The organism is Burkholderia sp. 22PA0106 (genome assembly GCF_047497155.1).
Taxonomy (GTDB): domain Bacteria; phylum Pseudomonadota; class Gammaproteobacteria; order Burkholderiales; family Burkholderiaceae; genus Burkholderia.
Genome location: NZ_CP163163.1, coordinates 3281790 through 3301584, shown reverse-complemented (window position 1 = coordinate 3301584; position 19795 = coordinate 3281790). Strand labels below are relative to the sequence as shown.

General features: G+C 67.3%; 16 protein-coding genes. 12 read left to right on the top strand and 4 right to left on the bottom strand.

The window, feature by feature from the left end:
- The first annotated feature begins 11 nt into the window (after positions 1–11).
- The 5 genes from fba to AB4850_RS29645 all read left to right on the top strand — a co-directional run bounded on the left by fba (position 12) and on the right by AB4850_RS29645 (position 5006).
- Positions 12–1076, top strand: a complete 1065-nt coding sequence (gene fba, locus AB4850_RS29665; protein ID WP_414442976.1) for a class II fructose-bisphosphate aldolase — start codon at positions 12–14, stop codon at positions 1074–1076.
- A gap of 124 nt (positions 1077–1200) precedes the next feature.
- Positions 1201–2091 carry a phosphoribosylaminoimidazolesuccinocarboxamide synthase gene (locus AB4850_RS29660; RefSeq protein ID WP_414442975.1) on the top strand — a complete coding sequence of 297 codons (891 nt, stop codon included), beginning with the start codon at positions 1201–1203 and terminating at the stop codon, positions 2089–2091.
- A gap of 39 nt (positions 2092–2130) precedes the next feature.
- Positions 2131–2649, top strand: coding sequence for a 5-(carboxyamino)imidazole ribonucleotide mutase (purE, locus tag AB4850_RS29655; RefSeq protein ID WP_414442974.1), 519 nt, complete (start codon positions 2131–2133; stop codon positions 2647–2649).
- A 76-nt stretch (positions 2650–2725) separates the two neighbouring features.
- Positions 2726–3928 carry a 5-(carboxyamino)imidazole ribonucleotide synthase gene (locus AB4850_RS29650; protein ID WP_414442973.1) on the top strand — a complete coding sequence of 401 codons (1203 nt, stop codon included), beginning with the start codon at positions 2726–2728 and terminating at the stop codon, positions 3926–3928.
- 13 nt (positions 3929–3941) lie between these two features.
- Positions 3942–5006, top strand: a complete 1065-nt coding sequence (locus AB4850_RS29645) for an L-threonylcarbamoyladenylate synthase (RefSeq protein WP_414442972.1) — start codon at positions 3942–3944, stop codon at positions 5004–5006.
- Positions 5007–5108: 102 nt separating this feature from the next.
- On the opposite strand, the gene AB4850_RS29640 is transcribed toward AB4850_RS29645, so the two are convergent.
- The 3 genes from AB4850_RS29640 to dacB form a co-directional block, all read right to left on the bottom strand.
- The gene (locus tag AB4850_RS29640) at positions 5109–6248 is read right to left on the bottom strand and encodes an SGNH/GDSL hydrolase family protein (protein ID WP_414442971.1); all 1140 of its coding nucleotides are present in this window, start codon (positions 6246–6248) and stop codon (positions 5109–5111) included.
- 32 nt (positions 6249–6280) lie between these two features.
- The gene (locus tag AB4850_RS29635) at positions 6281–7246 is read right to left on the bottom strand and encodes a sterol desaturase family protein (RefSeq protein ID WP_414442970.1); all 966 of its coding nucleotides are present in this window, start codon (positions 7244–7246) and stop codon (positions 6281–6283) included.
- Positions 7247–7446: 200 nt separating this feature from the next.
- Complete coding sequence (gene dacB, locus AB4850_RS29630) at positions 7447–8997, bottom strand: D-alanyl-D-alanine carboxypeptidase/D-alanyl-D-alanine-endopeptidase (protein ID WP_414442969.1); 1551 nt, start codon at positions 8995–8997, stop codon at positions 7447–7449.
- Positions 8998–9160: 163 nt separating this feature from the next.
- Here dacB and AB4850_RS29625 point away from each other — a divergent pair, with 163 nt between their 5' ends.
- From AB4850_RS29625 to AB4850_RS29605, 5 genes are all read left to right on the top strand, one after another.
- On the top strand, positions 9161–9823 hold the full coding sequence (locus tag AB4850_RS29625) for a response regulator (protein WP_414442968.1): 663 nt from the start codon (positions 9161–9163) through the stop codon (positions 9821–9823).
- A gap of 3 nt (positions 9824–9826) precedes the next feature.
- Positions 9827–11146: an ATP-binding protein gene (locus tag AB4850_RS29620; protein ID WP_414442967.1), complete on the top strand. Its 1320-nt coding sequence runs from the start codon at positions 9827–9829 to the stop codon at positions 11144–11146.
- 110 nt (positions 11147–11256) lie between these two features.
- Entirely contained in the window at positions 11257–12759 is a 1503-nt protein-coding gene (locus AB4850_RS29615) for a DegQ family serine endoprotease (protein ID WP_414442966.1), read from the top strand.
- A gap of 122 nt (positions 12760–12881) precedes the next feature.
- On the top strand, positions 12882–13301 hold the full coding sequence (locus AB4850_RS29610; RefSeq protein WP_414442965.1) for a carboxypeptidase regulatory-like domain-containing protein: 420 nt from the start codon (positions 12882–12884) through the stop codon (positions 13299–13301).
- A 153-nt stretch (positions 13302–13454) separates the two neighbouring features.
- Positions 13455–14162 carry a CoxG family protein gene (locus AB4850_RS29605; RefSeq protein WP_414442964.1) on the top strand — a complete coding sequence of 236 codons (708 nt, stop codon included), beginning with the start codon at positions 13455–13457 and terminating at the stop codon, positions 14160–14162.
- An 84-nt stretch (positions 14163–14246) separates the two neighbouring features.
- Here AB4850_RS29605 and AB4850_RS29600 read toward each other — a convergent pair whose 3' ends face one another.
- Complete coding sequence (locus tag AB4850_RS29600; RefSeq protein WP_414442963.1) at positions 14247–14888, bottom strand: TetR family transcriptional regulator; 642 nt, start codon at positions 14886–14888, stop codon at positions 14247–14249.
- Between the two features lie 409 nt (positions 14889–15297).
- On the opposite strand from AB4850_RS29600, the gene AB4850_RS29595 reads away from it, so the two are divergent.
- Entirely contained in the window at positions 15298–16590 is a 1293-nt protein-coding gene (locus AB4850_RS29595) for an efflux RND transporter periplasmic adaptor subunit (RefSeq protein ID WP_414442962.1), read from the top strand.
- Positions 16591–16608: 18 nt separating this feature from the next.
- Complete coding sequence (locus AB4850_RS29590; RefSeq protein ID WP_414442961.1) at positions 16609–19794, top strand: efflux RND transporter permease subunit; 3186 nt, start codon at positions 16609–16611, stop codon at positions 19792–19794.
- Position 19795 lies beyond the last annotated feature (1 nt).

The following is a 19795-nucleotide window of genomic DNA, read 5'->3' as shown; positions in this document are numbered from 1 at the left end:
GGAGTACCACAATGCCTCTCGTATCAATGCGTCAACTGCTGGACCACGCAGCGGAACACGGCTACGGCCTGCCGGCATTCAACGTGAACAACCTGGAGCAGGTGCAGGCGATCATGGCGGCGGCCGACGAAGTCGGCGCGCCCGTGATCATGCAGGCCTCGGCCGGCGCCCGGAAGTACGCGGGCGAAGCGTTCCTGCGCCATCTGATCGAATCGGCGGTCGAATCGTATCCGCACATTCCGGTCGTGATGCACCAGGATCACGGCCAGTCGCCGGCGGTCTGCCTCGCGGCGATCCGCAGCGGCTTCACCAGCGTCATGATGGACGGCTCGCTGGAAGCCGACGGCAAGTCGGTGGCGTCGTACGAATACAACGTCGACGTGTCGCGTCGCGTGGTGGAAATGGCCCACTCGATCGGCGTGACGGTGGAGGCCGAACTCGGCGTGCTCGGCTCGCTCGAGACCATGAAGGGCGACAAGGAAGACGGCCACGGCGCCGACGGCACGATGACGCGCGAGCAATTGCTGACCGATCCGGAGCAAGCCGCCGACTTCGTCAAGCAAACCCAGTGCGACGCGCTCGCCATCGCGATCGGTACCTCGCACGGCGCCTACAAGTTCTCGAAGAAGCCGACGGGCGATATCCTGTCGATCCAGCGCATCAAGGAAATCCACGCGCGCATCCCGAACACCCATCTGGTGATGCACGGCTCGTCGTCGGTGCCGCAGGAGCTGCTCGCGGAAATCCGCGAATTCGGCGGCGACATGAAGGAAACCTACGGCGTGCCGGTCGAGGAAATCCAGGAAGGCATCAAGCACGGCGTGCGCAAGATCAACATCGACACCGACCTGCGTCTGGCGATCACCGGCGCGATCCGCCGCTACTTCGTCGAGAACCCGGGCAAGTTCGATCCGCGCGACTACCTGAAGCCGGCGCGCGAAGCCGCGAAGAAGGTTTGCGTGGCGCGTTATCTCGCTTTTGGCTGCGAAGGTCAGGCCGGCAAGATCAAGCCGGTGTCGCTCGACAAGATCGCCGAGCGATACAAGGCTGGCGAGCTCGCCCAGCTCGTGCGCTAACATATCGGTTTTGCCGCCTGGTCGATCCGGGCGGCGCCGGCCGGAAATTCAGCCGCCGTTCCCGCCTGTCCGCGGGGAACGGCGTTTCCCTTTTTGTTTGGCCCCATTTTCTGCGAAGACGACGATGTCTACCCTTTACGAATCCACGCTCCGTTCGCTGCCGCTTCTCGGTCGCGGCAAGGTCCGCGACAACTACGCGGTCGGCACCGACAAGCTCCTGATCGTCACGACCGATCGCCTCTCGGCGTTCGACGTGGTGATGGGCGAGCCGATTCCGAACAAGGGGCGCGTGCTGAACCAGATGGCGAATTTCTGGTTCGACAAGCTCGCGGGCATCGTCCCGAACCACCTGACGGGCGACACCCCGGAATCGGTGGTGGCCGCCGACGAAGTGGCGCAGGTCGAGGGCCGCGGCGTGGTGGTCAAGCGTCTCGAGCCGATCATGATCGAGGCCGTGGTGCGCGGCTATCTGGCCGGCAGCGGCTGGAAGGACTACCAGGCGACCGGCGCGGTGTGCGGCGTGGAACTGCCGGCGGGCCTGCAAAATGCGCAGAAGCTGCCGGAGCCGATCTTCACGCCGGCCGCCAAGGCCGAAATGGGTCACCACGACGAGAACATCTCGTACGACGAATGCGAGCGCCGCATCGGCACCGAACTGAGCGCCACGATCCGCGACATCTCGATCCGCCTGTACAAGGAAGCGGCCGATTACGCGGCCACGCGCGGCATCATCATCGCCGACACCAAGTTCGAATTCGGCCTCGACCAGCACGGCAAGCTGTTCCTGATGGACGAGGCGCTGACGGCCGATTCGTCGCGCTTCTGGCCGGCCGACCAGTACGAAGTGGGCACCAACCCGCCGTCGTTCGACAAGCAGTTCGTGCGCGACTGGCTCGAAACCCAGGATTGGGGCAAGACTGCGCCGGCGCCGAAGCTGCCGGACGACGTGGTCGCCCGCACCAGCGCCAAGTACCAGGAAGCGCTCGAGCGCATCACCGGCCAGACGCTCGCGTAAGCGGCGCCCCGCAGCGGATAACGAAGGAAACGTCGCACGATGAGTGAAGTCCAGACCGCCCACACGCACAGCGCGCCGCTGATCGGCGTGCTGATGGGTTCCAGTTCCGATTGGGACGTGATGAAGCAGGCCGTCGCGATCCTGCAGGAGTTCGACGTGCCTTACGAGGCCAAGGTCGTCTCCGCGCACCGGATGCCCGACGAGATGTTCGACTACGCCGAGAAGGCGCGCGAGCGCGGGCTGCGGGCGATCATCGCCGGCGCCGGCGGCGCGGCGCACCTGCCCGGCATGCTGGCCGCCAAGACCACCGTGCCGGTGCTCGGCGTGCCGGTCGCGAGCAAGTACCTGAAGGGCGTGGATTCGCTGCACTCGATCGTGCAGATGCCCAAGGGCGTGCCGGTCGCGACCTTCGCGATCGGCGAGGCCGGCGCGGCCAACGCGGCGCTGTTCGCCGTGTCGCTGCTGGCCGGCACCTCGGTCGAGTACGCGAACCGGCTCGCCGCATTCCGCGTGCGCCAGAACGAAGCCGCGCACGCGATGGTGCTGCCGCCGCTGTAAGCGGCGCGGCTCCGAACGACGTCCCCCCCGGCGGCGCGCCATGCCTTCAAGATGGCCGCCGCGACCGATCACTGACATGACTGCACACTCCACTCCGGTTTCATCGATCCTGCCCGGCGCCTGGCTCGGCATGGTCGGCGGCGGCCAGCTCGGCCGCATGTTCTGCTTCGCGGCCCAATCGATGGGCTATCGCGTCGCCGTGCTCGACCCCGACGCGGCGAGCCCCGCCGGCGCCGTGGCCGATCGCCACCTGCGTGCCGCCTACGACGACCAGGCCGCGCTGGCCGAACTCGCGGCGCTGTGCGAAGCCGTCTCGACCGAGTTCGAGAACGTGCCGGCCGCGAGCCTCGATTTCCTCGCGCAAACCACCTTCGTCGCGCCCGCCGGGCGCTGCGTGGCGATCGCGCAGGACCGGATCGCGGAGAAGCGCTTCATCGCCGCCTCGGGCGTGCCGGTCGCGCCGCATGTCGTGATCGAATCGGCCGAGGCGCTGGCCGCGCTCGGCGACGCCGAGCTCGACGCCGTGCTGCCCGGCATCCTCAAGACGGCCCGCATGGGCTACGACGGCAAGGGCCAGGTGCGCGTGGCGAATGCCGTCGAGGCGCGCGCCGCGTTCGGCGCGCTGCGCGGCGTGCCCTGCGTGCTGGAAAAGCGCCTGCCGCTCAAATACGAAGTGTCGGCGCTGATCGCGCGCGGCGCGGATGGCCGGTCCGCCGTGTTCCCGCTCGCGCAGAACACCCATGTGGATGGCATCCTCGCGCTGACCGTGGTGCCCGCGCCGGCCGCCGACGCCGCGCTCGCGGCCACCGCGCAGCAGGCGGCGGTGCGCATCGCCGATTCGCTCGATTACGTCGGCGTGCTGTGCGTCGAATTCTTCGTGCTGGAAGACGGCTCGCTGGTGGCCAACGAAATGGCGCCGCGTCCGCACAATTCCGGCCATTACACGGTGGATGCCTGCGCGGCGAGCCAGTTCGAGCAGCAGGTGCGCGCGATGGCGCGGCTGCCGCTCGGCAACCCGCGCCAGCATTCGCCGGCCACCATGGTCAACGTGCTCGGCGACGTGTGGTTCGCCGATGGCGCCGGGGCTGAGGCTGACGCGGTTACGCCGCCGTGGGATCAGGTTGCCGCGATGGCGTCGGCGCATCTGCATCTGTACGGCAAGGAAGACGCGCGCGTCGGCCGCAAGATGGGCCACGTGAACTTCACGGCGGAAACGCTCGGCGAAGCGGTCGCGGCCGCCGAGGCGTGCGCGCGTCTGTTGCGCATTCCGCTCGCGTAAGGGGCGCGCCACCATGCGTTCCGACGCCCGTCCGACTTCCGCGTTGCCTTTGCTGCCGCACGTGCCGCAGGCGGGGATCGACGAGGCCGCCGCGAAGCTCGCGGCGGGCGAACTCGTCGCGTTCCCGACCGAAACCGTCTACGGGCTGGGCGCCGATGCGGCCAGCCCCGAGGCGGTGGCGCGGATCTACGCGGCGAAGGGCCGGCCGTCGAATCACCCTGTGATCGTCCATCTGCCGCCCGGCGGCGACCCGGCTTATTGGGTGCAGACGCTGCCCGGCGACGCACGCAAGTTGATCGAGGCGTTCTGGCCCGGCCCGCTCACGCTGATCCTCAAGCGCGCCGCGCACATTCCCGATGCGGTCAGCGGCGGCCAGGATTCGGTGGCGCTGCGCTGCCCGTCGCATCCGGTCGCGCAGGCCCTGCTGGCCACGTTCAGCGCGCTGCGCGGCGGGCATGGCGGGGTGGCCGGGCCGTCCGCGAACCGCTTCGGCCACGTCAGTCCGACCACCGCGCAGCACGTGCGCGACGAGTTCGGCACGAGCGTGCATGTGCTCGATGGCGGGGCGGCCGAAGTCGGCATCGAATCGACGATTCTCGACCTGTCGCGCGGTTTTCCGGCGCTGCTGCGTCCGGGCCACGTCACGCCGCAGCAGATCGCGGACGTGCTCGGCACGGTGGTGCGCCTGCCCGACGGCAGCGACGCCAGTGCGCCGCGCGCCTCCGGCACGCTGAAGGCGCATTACGCGCCGCGCACGCCGCTCGCGCTGCTGCCGTTCGACCGGCTCGAATTGCTGCTCGACGCGGCCGCCGAGGCCGGCGAGCCGGTGGCGCTGGTGGCACGCGCTTCCAGCGCGCGCGATTGGGCCACCGCGCCCGGCGTGCATTTCGTGGCCGCGCCCGAGGATCCCCAGGCCTATGCGCGCGAGCTATATAGCCTGCTGCGCGCGCTCGATCGCGCCGACGTGGCGCGCATTCTCGTCGAGCAATTGCCCGACACGCCCGACTGGGTGGCCGTCAACGACCGGCTTGGCCGGGCCGCGGCGGCGTTCGAGCAGGGTGCCGGCAGCGCGCACTGATGTGCAACGCGCCGCCGGTTCCTTGCGCACCCGAATGAAAAACGCCCGGCATTTGCCGGGCGTTGTCATTTCCGCTTCCGCGTTCGGGCGGGGCCCGCCGGCTTACTTGCCGACGCCGGCCGCCGCGATCTGCTGCTCGACGAACTGCGCGAACAGCGCGTGCAGGTGGGTGGTCGGGTGGACCGTATCCGCGAACATGTAGGTCTGGTCGGCGTTCGCCACCGTGTAGGTTTGCGGCGAGCAGAACAGCGACGAGGCGAACCCGCTCGGGTTGGCCACGCCGGCCTTGGCGGCGGCGGTGGCCATCGCGGTCAGGTTGCAGGCCGTGCCGGTGTTGCCGACCGTGAAGCCGTTGGCCTGGAAGTTCGCGCCGATGCCGTCCTGCCAGGTGAACGCGTCCATCACCTTGACCTTGGTGGTGTCGACCTGGAGCGCCGTGAGCGTGGCCGTCAGCGTCTGGTTGAACAGCGCCGAGAGCTGCGTCAGCGCGGCTTGCGTGGCGGCGCCGCCGGCCAGCGCGAGCGGCGTGGTGCCGATGTCGGGCATGTTCGAGACGAACACGTGGGTCGCGCCGTTGGCCGGGATCTGCGCGATCGCCGCGCCCAGTTGCTGCGCGGCGAGGCCCACCGCCTGCGCGGCGGCGAGCTGCGCGGCCGGCGTGTTGCCGGCGGCCTGCGCGACTTGCGCCTGGAACAGGATGTCGTTGGCGCCGCCGTTGATCAGCACGATCTGGTTCGCGTTGAAGCTGCCGTGCGCCTGCAGGTATTGCTGGAGCTGGGTGGCGATCGGCGTGGTGGTGGCCTGCGCGTAGTCGGCGTTGGCGACCGACGCGTCGGCGTGGCCGATGCCCGGCTGCAGCGTCACGCGCGAGCCGCCCTGCGCGTAGCCGAGGCCGCCGGTGGCCTGCAACGGCACGCCGAACCCGCCTTCGTACGCGGGCTTCAGCGTATCGCCGTAGAACTCGGCGACCTTCTGCGTCCACACTTCGCCGGGGTTGGTCGTGAAGCGGCCGCCGCCGAAGCCGAGCAGGATCTGCGGCGAATAGGTGCCGACGTCGGACAGGCTGTCGCCGAACGACACCACCTGCATCTTCACGCTCGCCGAAGCGTTGGGCGCGGGGCTGTTGTCGTCACCGCCGCCGCAGGCGGCGAGCAGCGCCAGCGCCGCGCTCGCGATGGCGAGCTGGGCGGTGCGCTTCAGACGGCTGGGTGGACGGCGCGTCGCGGTGGTGTTCGGCTTCATGCAGTATCTCCTCGTTGATATGGCCAGATTGTTTATGCGTCGTCCGACGCGTGTTGCCCGATGTCCGGCGGCACGACGGCGGGTCGCCGCGTGTCGTCGGTTTCCCCTCGGGACGCGGCCGTTGCGGGTCGCAACGTGCCGGTAACTTGCAAATGATAAGCGCTCGCCCACTCGGGCGGCCCGAAAATCGCGCGCCACTTGTTGCGCGCGCCGTCGACGCGAAACGCGTCGGCGGCCATCGAGCGCCACTCGTGAAAGGTCGCGATCAGGGGGTTGTTCGAGCCGAGCGGCTCGACGATGCCGTAGACGGGCGGATCGCGCGGATCCTCCTCCACGAAGCTGCCGAACAGCCGATCCCAGATCACCAGCACGCCCGCGTAATTGCGGTCGATGTAGCGCGGGTTGCGTGCGTGATGCGCGCGGTGGATCGACGGCGTGTTGAGCACGTGTTCGAGCCAGCCGAGCTTCGGGATCGCCTGGGTATGCACGAAGAACTGGAACGCCAGGTTGATCAGCACGATGCCGACGATCTGCTGCGGCGGGAATCCGAGAAACGCCAGCGGCAGCCAGAACGCCCACATGCCGGCGATCGGGTACATCAGGCTCTGGCGGAACGCGGTCGAGAAATTGAGCCGTTCGGACGAGTGATGCACCACATGCGCGGCCCACAGCCAGCGCACGCGATGGCTCGCGCGATGAAACCCGTAATAGAGCAGATCCTGCGCGACGAACAGCACGAAGAACGCGACCCAGCTCGACGGCCAGGTGAACAGCCGGTAGTGGTCGTAGCAGTATGCGTAGAGCGGAATCACTACCAGCCACGCGAGCTTGTCGGCGCCCTGGTGCATCAGCGCGAGCGCGGCGTTGCAGAGCGTGTCGCGCCAGGCATAGAGATGATCCTGCGGGCGTGTGCGGGCGAGGTGCCACGCTTCCCAGCCGATGCAGAGCAGGAACACGGGCGCCAGCGCGAGCAACAGCAATTCGACATTGAATTGCATGGGCGTCTCCCCCTTTTTTCGAATCTGGCCAGCCATCGCCCCGGCGTCCTGGTCAGGCCGGGTGGGATGCGAAGCCAAAGCGTACGCAATCGCCGCGGGTGGCGCGACAAGTTCCGTAGAGGGAGTGTTCGGGGGAGGGTTTGCCCGCAAGGCGGGGCGGGCGACGGCGCCGCGCCGCCCGTTTCAAACGCCGCGGCGGCTCAGTGCGGGCCGTCGTAGACCCATTCGAGCAGCGCGTCGTGCGCGGCGCGCGCGGCGCTGGCGCGCGGGTCGTTGATGAAGCTGACCACCACGTAGCTGTTGCCGTCGGCCGAGGCCACGTAGCCGGCGATCGCGCGCACGTCGCGCAGCGTGCCCGTCTTGATGTGCGCGTTGCCGAGCACCGGCTGGTTGGTCAGGCGGCGCGCCATGGTGCCGTCCACGCCCACCACCGGCAGCGATTCGACGAACGGCTGCGCGACCGGGCTGGCGTTGGCCGCTTGCAGCAGCGCGGCGAGCGAACGCGCGCTGACGTGCTCGTCGCGCGACAGGCCCGAGCCGTTGTCGAGCGCGAGTTCCGGCATCGCGATGCCGCTGCGCTGCAGGAACGCATGGATCACGCTCGACGATTGTTCGGGCGTGGCCGGCGGCTTGCCCTGGATCGCGCCGATCGCCAGGAACAGGTTACGCGCCATCGTGTTGTTGCTGTTCTTGTTGATGTCGTACACGACGCTCGACAGCACCGGCCCGCGATGCACGGCCACCGGGCGCGCCGTGGTCGGCACCTTGCCTTCGAGGATCTGGCCGTTGAACGTGCCGCCCGTCGAGCGCCACAGCGCGAGGAAGCCCTGCGAGAAGAACTGCGAGTGATCGAGCACCGCCACGTTGCTCGTGATCGGCCCGCAGTTGAGCGGGAAGCGGCCCGCGAAGGTGGCCGTCAGCGCGCCGTTCGGGCCGGTCGCCAGTTGTGGGCGCGCGGCGGCGGCGGCCGATGCGCACGAGGTGCCGCTCTCGCTGATTTCGTTATCGATCGTCAGGTTCGCGAGCGGCGGCAGCACGTCGATCGCGACGCTGCCGCCGTCGGTCGGCGTGACCGTAAACGACAGCGACTTGAACGCGTACAGCAGCGGGTCGGGGCCGACGTTGTACGGCGCGAGCACGTCGTCGTCGAAGGCCGGCAGGTCGCGCGTGGACGGTGCGAAGAAGGTCTTGTCGAGCACCAGTGCGCCGTCGACGTTGACGATGCCGGCGCGGCGGATCTTGTCGACCAGGTCGATCAGTTCCTCGGGCACCAGCTTCGGATCGCCGGTGCCCTTGATGTACAGGTTGCCGTGCAGCGTGCCGGCGGGGTCGACCGTGCCGTCCGCGTAGGCGCTGGTGCGGAAGCGGTAGTCGGCGCCGAGCATCGCGAGGCCCGACCAGGTCGTGACGAGCTTCATGGTGGAGGCCGGCAGCATCGGCCGCTGGCCGTTCCAGTCGACGGTCGGCGCGCGCGCGCCGATCTTCTCGATCACCACGCTGATGCTGGACGCGGGCACATGCGCGCGTTGCAGGCCGGCCAGCACCGACGGCGGCAGGATGCCGCGCGCGGCGGCCACGCTGGCGGCGGGCGCGGCGGATACCGTGGCGGCATGACGGCCCGCGCGCGGTTTCTTGCGTGCGTCGGCGGGGGCGGCGGCGGCCAGCGCGGCGCAGGCGGCCAGGACGAAAGCGGCGCGGCGCAGGCGCCGGGAACGGCTGAAAGATTGGGTCGGGGCGGGCGTGTGGGTCATCGACAGGCAAGAAGTGCGGGCCGGCGGACGGCGCGGAAGCGCACATTGTAGAGACAAGCCCTGCCGCCGGGATGACGAATTACATCTCGAATCGCTTCGCGAATTGCACGACGCGGGGCGCTACAATGGCCGGCATCGAATTCCCGCATACAAGGTTGGCCGCATGCGAATACTGCTGGTCGAAGACGACACGATGATTGCCGAGGGCGTGCGCAAGGCGCTGAAGTCCGACGGCTTCGCGGTGGATTGGGTCGAGGACGGCGAGGCCGCCCTCACCGCGATCGGCGGCGAAACCTACGACCTGATGCTGCTCGATCTCGGCTTGCCCAAGCGCGACGGCGTGGACGTGCTGCGCACGTTGCGCTCGCGCGGCCATGCGCTGCCGGTGCTGATCATCACCGCGCGCGATGCGATCTCCGATCGCGTCAAGGGCCTCGACGCCGGCGCCGACGATTACCTCGTCAAGCCGTTCGATCTCGACGAACTCGGCGCCCGCATGCGCGCGCTGATCCGTCGCCAGTCGGGCCGCAGCGAATCGCTGATCCGCCACGGTGCGCTCACGCTCGATCCCGCCTCTCACCAGGTCACGCTCGACGGCTCGCCGGTGGCGTTGTCGGCGCGCGAGTTCGCACTGCTGGAAGCGCTGTTGGCGCGGCCCGGCGCGGTGCTGTCCAAGAGCCAGCTGGAAGAAAAGATGTACGGCTGGGGCGAGGAGATCGGCAGCAATACCGTCGAGGTCTACATTCACGCGCTGCGCAAGAAGCTCGGCTCGGACCTGATCCGCAACGTGCGCGGGCTCGGCTACATGGTTGTCAAGGAATCGTAACGCGTGAGGTCGATTCGCCATCAATTGCTGATCTGGCTGCTCGCGATCCTGGTCGCGGGCGTGGGCGCCGCGGGCTGGCTGATCTACCGCCAGGCGCTCGCGGAAGCGAACGAACTGTTCGACTACCAGCTTCAGGAAATCGCGGCCGCGCTGCCGTCGGAGCCGTTCTCGCAGGTGTTCGGTTCGCGCACCAACGTCGGCGACGAAGGCATCGTGATCCAGATCTGGAACCGCAACGGCGGCCTGATGTATTTCTCGCATCCGCGTGCGCCGATCGCGCCGCGCGCCGAGCTCGGCTTCTCCACCGAACACACCGATCGCGGCGAATGGCGCGTGTACGGCGCGATCGTCGGCGATAACGTGGTGCAGCTCGCGCAGCCGGTGTCGGTGCGCAACCGGCTCGCGGCCAGCGTCGCGCTGCGCACCGTGTGGCCGATGATCCTGCTGCTGCCGTTTCTCGGCGCGGCCGTCTGGATGATCGTCGGGCGCGGCATGCGGCCGTTGCGGCGGGTCACGCGCGCGGTCGAATCGCGCCGGCCCGAGGCGCTCGACCCGCTGCCCGACACGCGGTTGCCGCAGGAAGTGCAGCCGCTCGTGCATGCGCTGAACGGGCTGCTTGCGCGGCTGGCCGCCGCGCTCGACACGCAGAAGGCGTTCGTGGCCGATGCGGCCCACGAGCTGCGCACGCCGCTCGCGGCCGTGCAGATCCAGACGCAACTGGTGGCGCGCGCGCAGGACGACGAAACCCGCCGCGAGGCGCTCGCCGACCTGCAGAGCGGTGTCACGCGCGCCACCCGGCTGGCGGAGCAACTGCTCGCGCTGGCGCGCTCCGAACCCGACGGCGCGACCGTGCGCGAGCCGGTCTCGCTGACCGAGGTGCTCGCGCATTGCGTCAGCGCGCATGCGGTGGTCGCGCAACGGCGCAACATCGACCTGGGCATCGAGGAGGCGCAACGGGCCACCGTCGACGCCGATATCGGCGCGCTGCGCGTGCTGTTCAGCAACGTGCTCGACAACGCCGTCAAGTACACGCCCGAAGGTGGCCGCGTGGATGTCACGCTGAGCCTCGACGCAGCCGGCCGCGCGGTGGTGCGGGTGGCCGACAGCGGCCCCGGCATTCCGCCCGGCGAGCGCGAGCGCGTGTTCGATCGCTTCTACCGCGACACGTCGGCACGTGCACGCACCGACGTATCGGGCAGCGGGCTGGGCCTGGCGATCGTCAAGCGCGTCGCCGCGCAGCAGAACGCCACCGTCCTGCTTGGCGAATCGGCGGCGGGCGGCCTGCTCGTCGAGATCGCGTTTGCCGCCGCGCGCCCGGCATGAAAGCCATTTGAAGGCCGGTTGGCGCGGCTCTCCGGTCTGTCCCCGCTTCGGTTAAGCCTCCTTTAAGACAGTCCCTTTACGCTGCGAACCATCAACGAGGAGGTAGCACGATGAACACCCGTTTCCTGGCGCGCAGCGCCATTGTCGTGGCCGTAGCGGCTGCATTGTCCGCAACGTACGTCGCCGGCACGCGTCACGCCGCGCCGCCCCAGATCATCTCGCCGGCGCAGGCCGCCGCGCTGATGCCGGCCGAGGCGGCCGCGAAGACGGGCATTCCCGATTTCTCGGGCCTGGTCGAAACCTACGGCCCGGCCGTCGTGAACATCAGTGCCAAGCACGTGGTGAAGACCTCGGCGCGGCGCGGCGGTGGCGGCGGCGCGCAGCAGTTGCCGATCGACCCGAGCGATCCGTTCTACCAGTTCTTCAAGCATTTCTACGGCCAGGTGCCGGGCATGGGCGGCGGCGGTGGCGGCCAGGATCAGGACCAGCCGAGCACGAGCCTCGGTTCGGGCTTCATCGTCAGCCCCGACGGCTACATCCTGACCAACGCGCACGTGATCGACGGCGCCAACGTCGTCACCGTCAAGCTGACCGACAAGCGCGAATACCGCGCCAAGGTGATCGGTGCCGACAAGCAATCCGACGTCGCGGTACTGAAGATCGACGCGTCGAACCTGCCGGTGGTCAAGATCGGCGATCCGCAGCAGAGCAAGGTCGGCCAGTGGGTGGTGGCGATCGGCTCGCCGTACGGCTTCGACAACACCGTGACGTCGGGCATCATCAGCGCCAAGTCGCGCGCGCTGCCGGACGAAAACTACACGCCGTTCATCCAGACCGACGTGCCGGTCAACCCCGGCAACTCGGGCGGCCCGCTGTTCAATCTGCAAGGCGAGGTAATCGGCATCAACTCGATGATCTATTCGCAGACGGGCGGCTTCCAGGGCCTGTCGTTCGCGATTCCGATCAACGAGGCGATCAAGGTCAAGGACGAACTGGTGCAGACCGGCCACGTGAGCCGCGGCCGTCTCGGCGTGGCCGTGCAGGGCCTCGACCAGACGCTCGCCAGCTCGTTCGGGTTGCAGAAGCCGGATGGCGCGCTGGTCAGCTCGGTCGATCCGAAGGGGCCGGCCGCCAAGGCGGGCCTGCAGCCGGGCGACGTGATCCTGTCGGTAAATGGCACGCCGGTGCAGGATTCGACGATGCTGCCCGGTCAGATCGCGAGCCTGAAGCCGGGCACCAAGGCCGATCTGCAGATCTGGCGCGACAAGTCGCGCAAGGATGTCACGGTCACGCTCGCCTCGCTGACCGATAGCCAGCAAACCGCCAGCAACGACGAACCGGCCGAACAGGGCCGCCTCGGTGTCGCGGTGCGGCAGTTGAGCCCGCAGGAGCGCGCCGGCACCTCGCTCACGCACGGCCTGATGGTGCAGCAGGCCAGCGGGCCGGCCGCCAACGCCGGCGTGCAGCCGGGCGACGTGATCCTCGCGGTCAACGGCCGGCCGGTCACGAGCCCCGAGCAGTTGCGCGATGCGGTCAAGAGCGCGGGCAACAGCCTGGCGCTGTTGATCCAGCGCGACAACGCGCAGATTTTCGTGCCGGTCGATCTGAGCTGACCGGGCGAGACAAGCATCTGGCGCGATTTTTGCTGGTATAGCGCCCGATCGGGTAAAAGGCCCGGATTCACGGTGGTGCCCGGGGCGCCACCATTCCTTTTTTGCAAGGAAGGAGACTAACCATGCAACAACAACACATTTCGAAGTTCCTGCTCGTCGCCGCACTGTCCTTCGGCCTCGTCGGCGGCGCTTATGCGCAGTCTGCGCTGCCTGACGCGCAGCAGCAGGGCGATGTCAGCTACGTGTCGGGCGGCGTCGGCCTCGACGAATCCCATGCGTTCCAGCAGGCCGAGCACCAATGGCCGCTGTCGATGCGCTTCACGGGCGCGGGCGGCGAATTCCTGTCGGGTGTGCACGTCTCGATTTCGGGCCATGGCGGCGAGGCCCTGAAGGCCGACACGCGCGGCCCGTACATGCTGGTTCGCCTGAAGCCGGGCGCGTACAAGGTGACGGCCGATTACAACGGCAAGGTGCAGACTCACAGCGTCACCGTGCCGGCCAAGGGCGGCGCCAAGACGGCCTTTACCTGGGCCGCGCAGTAAGCGCGTCGCGCGCATAGCGGCGGCGGCCTGCGCACAATTGCCGCAGATACTAGATAATGAAAACCACGGCTCGGGCCGTGGTTTTTTTTCGACCGTCGCCGGCACGACGGCATCGCAGGGTGGCGCGGCGCGACCGCGAAATCGGGGAGAGGCATGGAGCTGAACGACGCGCTGCGCATTCCGCTTGCGCCGTCGGACGTTTGGGCGGCGTTGCAGGATCTCGCGCTGCTGCGGGCGAGCGCCGAGCATTGCGACGCGTTGACCCGGCTCTCCGCCGACGACTACTCGCTCAAGCTGACCGTGCCGTTCGGTCCACTGCGCGCGCGCTACACGGTGCGCGTGCATCTTCAGCCTCCGGCGGCCGGCCACCGGCCACGCCGCACGCTGCTGTTCATTGCCCGCACCGACGGCGGCGGCGTGTTGCGCGGCCAGCTCGAGGTGCGCCTCGGCACCCATCGAAACGGCGAGGCCGTCTCCACCCGCATCCATTACGCCATCCGCGCGACCGCGGCCGGCCCGCTGGCCGAACTGCGCTACCGGCAGATCGAAGAGGGCCTGCTGCGCTTCGCCGACGATTTCTTCAACGAATTCAGCGCCACCCTGCTGGCCCGGCACGGTCTCGCGCCGAACCTCGCCACGGCCGGGCTGCGCCGCCGGCATGTGTTCCGGCGGCCCGACGGGCTGTCGGCCGCGTTGCGGCGCGCACGGGCGCAATCGGGATTCGGCGGCGCGCTATCCGGGCGCGGGACGTTGTCGCCCGAGCCCGGCTCCGGTCTCGGCGTGATCGTGCCGCCGTGGGTATGGCTCGCGGTGGTCGCGGTGGTGATCGTGGCGCTCGCGTTGGCGCACTGGTTGGACTAGCGCACCGGGCAGGCGGCCGCATCGCGATGCGGCGTTTTCATCGAGGCGGGAACGGCAGGGCTGCGCCGCCGGTTTCGGCGGATGTCAGGCGGACGGCGGGCGCCGCAGCGAGGGGCTGAGTCGAAGCATGTCGAACACGCCGTCGACCAGCGGCTCGGCGTGCTGCTCGGCATCGATTTCGTCGGGCAACATCAGCATGTCGCGCACGAAGCCGCTGACCAGCGTGTGCAGCATCAGCGTCGCGCGCCAGGTGTCGAGATCGGCCGGCAATTCGCCGTTGGCGACGGCCTGCTTCAGGTCACCCTCGATGTTGTGCAGGGCCTCCGACATGCCGGCGCGATTGCGCTGCAGCAGCGGCTCGAGATCGGCCACGTACTCGCATTTCATGAACAGGATGCTGAACACGCGCCGCAGTTGCGAATCGCGCGCCACGCCGAGCAGACACCACACCAGGATTTTGCGGATGCGCCCGAGCGGATCGGCGCGCGGCTTGTCGGAGGTCGCCTTCAACTCGTCGATCGGCAGGAACACACGGTCGAACATCGCATCGAACAACTCGCTCTTGTTGGCGAAGTGCCAGTAGATCGCGCCGCGCGTCACGCCCGCATGCTGGGCGATATCGGCCAGCGTCGTGTGCGAGACGCCTTTTTCGAAAAAAACCTGTTCGGCGGCGTCGAGGATGCCGTTGCGGGTCGCAAGCGCGTCCTCTTTGGTACGTCTGACCATGGCGGGTGCCTGTATGGGATGTCGGCGCTGACGACCTCACCCGGCGAGAGGAGTCGGGTGGGAACTTACGTCCGTAATCGTCGGTAATTTGTAAGAATTTGTATTGTTCATGAACGTCTTTTACATACATACACGAACGTATATACAATACCACCCACGATCGAAGGACCCAAGCAGTAGATCGAATACCCTCGTGGCAATCAGTTAATATCCCTTTCTGCTGATTTCCCTTCCGTATCGCGCCGCGTTCGCTGCGGCGTCTCCCGGCACGGCGGCTTGCGTGCCGTTGTCGTCGTTGTTGTATTCGTAGTCCTGCATTTCTGGTGTGTTCGATCGGCGCCTCACGGCGCATTCGTGTCGCGGCCCCAGGCCAAGCACTTACTTCTTTTGTTACAAATGAGGTCGTTCCATGCGCGTCGAACGGGTTCCATACCGCTTAATCAGTGTCGCTGCGGCAGCAGTCTTCCTTGCCGCCTGCGGACAAAAACAATCGGCCCCGCCTCAGCAGACACCGGAAGTCGGCGTCGTGACGGTCCAGCCGCAATCCGTGCCGGTCGTCTCCGAACTGCCGGGCCGCACCAATGCCTTCCTGGTCGCCCAAGTGCGGGCGCGGGTCGATGGCATCGTGCTGCGCCGCGAGTTCACCGAAGGGGGTGATGTGAAGGCCGGTCAGCGTCTTTACAAGATCGATCCCGCCCCGTACATCGCCACGTTGAACAGCGCCAAGGCCACGCTCGCCAAGGCCCAGGCGAACCTCGCCTCGACCAACGCGCAGGCCGCGCGCTTCAAGGTGCTGGTGGCCGCGAACGCGGTCAGCAAGCAGGATTACGACAACGCCGTGGCCTCGGCCGGCCAGGCCGCCGCCGACGTCGCGTCGGGCAAGGCTGCCGTGGATACCGCGCAGATCAACCTCGGCTATACCGATGTGCTCTCGCCGATCACCGGCCGCATCGGCATCTCGCAGGTCACGCCGGGCGCCTACGTGCAGGCCAGCGCGGCCACGCTGCTGTCGACCATCCAGCAGATCGATCCGATGTATGTGGACCTGACGCAATCGAGCCTCGACGGCCTGAAGCTGCGCCAGGACATCCAGAGCGGCCGGATCAAGACGGCCGGCCCGAACGCGGCCAAGGTCAAGCTGGTGCTGGAAGACGGCAAGACCTACCCGCTCGAAGGCAAGCTGCAATTCACCGATGTCACGGTCGATCAGACCACCGGCTCGGTCACGATCCGCGCGATCTTCCCGAACCCGAACCGCGTGCTGCTGCCGGGCATGTTCGTGCGCGCGCGCATCGAGGAAGGCACCAACGACAACGCGTACCTGGTGCCGCAGATCGGCGTCCAGCACGATCCGAAGGGCCAGCCGACGGCATTGGTGGTCGGCGCGGACAACAAGATCGTCTCGCGCGTGCTGACGACCTCGGGCACCTACGGTCAGGATTGGGTGGTCGAGGGTGGCCTGCAAACGGGCGACCGCGTGATCGTGCAGGGCGTGGGCAAGGTCCAGCCGGGCATGACGGTCAAGCCGGTCGCGGCGCAACTGCCGCCGAACCAGAACGCCGGTACCGATCCGAGCAGCCAGCCGAGCTCGGCATCCGACCAGGGTGCCGCGGCATCGGGTGCGTCGGGTGCCTCGGCCGCCAAGCCGGCCAGCGCGGCGGCAGGTTCGGCAGCGAGTGCGACCGCGGCTTCGGGCGCGTAACCACAGGGAGCCTGTTTCATGGCAAAGTTTTTTATCGATCGCCCGATCTTCGCGTGGGTGATCGCCATCATCCTGATGCTCGCGGGTATCGCGTCGATCTTCACGTTGCCGATCGCGCAGTATCCGACGATCGCGCCGCCGTCCATCCAGATCTCCGCAACCTACCCGGGCGCTTCGGCGAAGACGGTCGAGGACACGGTCACGCAGGTGATCGAGCAGCAGATGAGCGGTCTCGACAACTTCCTGTACATGTCCTCCACGAGTGACGATTCGGGTACGTCGACCATCACGCTGACGTTCGCGGCCGGTACCAATCCGGATATCGCGCAGGTGCAGGTGCAGAACAAGCTGTCGCTCGCGACGCCGATTCTGCCGCAGGTCGTGCAGCAGCTCGGTCTGAAGGTCACGAAGTCGAGCAGCAGCTTCTTGCTGGTGCTCGCCTTCACGTCCGAAGACGGCAGCATGAACAAGTACGACCTCGCCAACTACGTGGCTTCGCACGTGGAGGATCCGGTCAGCCGTCTGAACGGCGTCGGTACCGTCACGCTGTTCGGCTCGCAGTACGCGATGCGGATCTGGCTCGATCCGACCAAGCTCACCAACTACAGCCTCACGCCGGTCGATGTGACCAGCGCGATCACCGCGCAGAACGTGCAGATCGCGGGCGGCCAGATCGGCGGCACGCCGGCGGTGCCGGGCACGGTGATGCAGGCCACCATCACCGAGCAAACCTTGCTGCAGACGCCGGAGCAGTTCGGCAACATCCTGCTGAAGGTCAATCAGGATGGTTCGCAGGTTCGGCTGAAGGACGTCGCGAAGCTGAGCCTCGGCGGTGAGAACTACAACTTCGACACGAAGTACAACGGCCAGCCGACGGCCGGTCTCGGCATCCAGCTCGCGACCAACGCCAACGCGCTGCAAACGGCCAACGCGGTGCGCGCGAAGATCGACGAACTGTCGAAATACTTCCCGCACGGCCTGACCGTCAAGTACCCGTACGACACGACGCCGTTCGTGCGCCTGTCGATCGAGGAAGTGGTCAAGACGCTGCTGGAAGGCATCGTGCTGGTGTTCCTCGTGATGTATCTGTTCCTGCAGAACCTGCGGGCCACGATCATCCCGACCATCGCCGTGCCGGTGGTGCTGCTCGGCACGTTCGCGATCATGTCGGCGGTGGGCTTCTCGATCAACACGCTGTCGATGTTCGGCCTCGTGCTCGCGATCGGCCTGCTGGTGGACGATGCGATCGTGGTGGTGGAGAACGTCGAGCGTGTGATGTCGGAGGAGGGGCTCTCGCCGAAGGAGGCCACCAAGAAGGCGATGGGCCAGATCACCGGCGCGCTGGTGGGCGTGGCGCTGGTGCTGTCGGCGGTGTTCGTGCCGGTGGCGTTCTCGGGCGGCTCGGTGGGCGCGATCTATCGTCAGTTCTCGCTGACGATCGTGTCGGCGATGGTGCTGTCGGTGCTGGTGGCGTTGATCCTGACGCCGGCCTTGTGCGCGACGCTGCTCAAGCCGATCGAGAAGGGCCATCACGAAGAGAAGAAGGGCTTCTTCGGCTGGTTCAACCGCAACTTCAACAACAGCCGCGACAAGTATCACAAGGGCGTGCACCACGTGATCAAGCGCTCGGGCCGCTGGCTGATCATCTATCTGGCGGTGATCATCGGTGTGGGCTTCCTGTTCGTGCGCCTGCCGAAGTCGTTCCTGCCCGATGAAGATCAGGGCCTGATGTTCGTGATCGTGCAAACGCCGTCGGGTTCCACCCAGGAAACCACCGCGCGCACGCTGAAGAACATTTCCGATTACGTGCTCAACGACGAGAAGGACATCGTCGAATCGGCGTTCACCGTGAACGGCTTCAGCTTCGCCGGCCGCGGCCAGAACTCCGGCCTCGTGTTCGTCAAGCTGAAGGATTATTCGGCGCGTCAGAGCTCGAACCAGAAGGTGCAGGCGCTGATCGGGCGGATGTTCGCGCGCTACAGCGGCTACAAGGACGCGATCGTCATTCCGTTCAACCCGCCGTCGATTCCCGAACTGGGCACGGCAGCCGGCTTCGACTTCGAGCTGACCGACAACGCAGGCCTCGGCCACGATGCGTTGATGGCGGCACGCAACCAGTTGCTCGGCATGGCCGCCAAGGACCCGACGCTGCAAGGCGTGCGCCCGAACGGCCTGAACGACACGCCGCAGTACAAGATCGATATCGATCGCGAGAAAGCCAACGCGCTCGGCGTGACGGCGGCTTCGATCGACCAGACCTTCTCGATCGCGTGGGCGTCGCAATACGTCAACAACTTCCTCGATACGGATGGTCGTATCAAGAAGGTGTACGTGATGGCCGATGCGCCGTTCCGCGCCACGCCGGAAGATCTGAACATCTGGTACGTGCGTAACGGCTCGGGCGGGATGGTGCCGTTCGGTGCGTTCGCCTCCGGTCACTGGACCTACGGTTCGCCGAAGCTCGAGCGCTACAACGGGATTTCGTCGATGGAAATCCAGGGCCAGGCGTCGGCGGGCAAGAGTACCGGCCAGGCAATGACGGCGATGTCGAACCTCGCGACCAAGCTGCCGAACGGTATCGGCTACTCGTGGACGGGGCTGTCGTTCCAGGAACTGCAATCGGGTTCGCAGGCGCCGATCCTTTACGCGATCTCGATCCTGGTGGTGTTCCTGTGTCTGGCGGCGCTGTACGAAAGCTGGTCGATCCCGTTCTCGGTGATCATGGTGGTGCCGCTCGGCGTGATCGGCGCACTGCTGGCGGCCACGCTGCGCGGCCTCGAGAACGACGTGTTCTTCCAGGTCGGCTTGTTGACCACGGTGGGGCTGTCGGCGAAGAACGCGATTCTGATCGTGGAGTTCGCGCGTGAATTGCAGCTCAGCGAGAAGATGGGGCCGGTCGAGGCGGCGCTGGAAGCGGCGCGGCTGCGGCTGCGTCCGATTCTGATGACGTCGCTGGCGTTCATTCTCGGCGTGCTGCCGCTCGCGATCAGCAACGGCGCGGGTTCGGCCAGCCAGCACGCGATCGGTACGGGCGTGATCGGCGGGATGGTGACCGCGACCTTCCTCGCGATCTTCATGATCCCGATGTTCTTCGTGAAGGTGCGTTCGATCTTCGGTGGTGAAAAGGAAGATCCGGACGAGGCACTGCGTCTCGCGCAGGAGCACGCGCATCGCACGCAAGAAGGCGGCAACCAGGAACATTGAT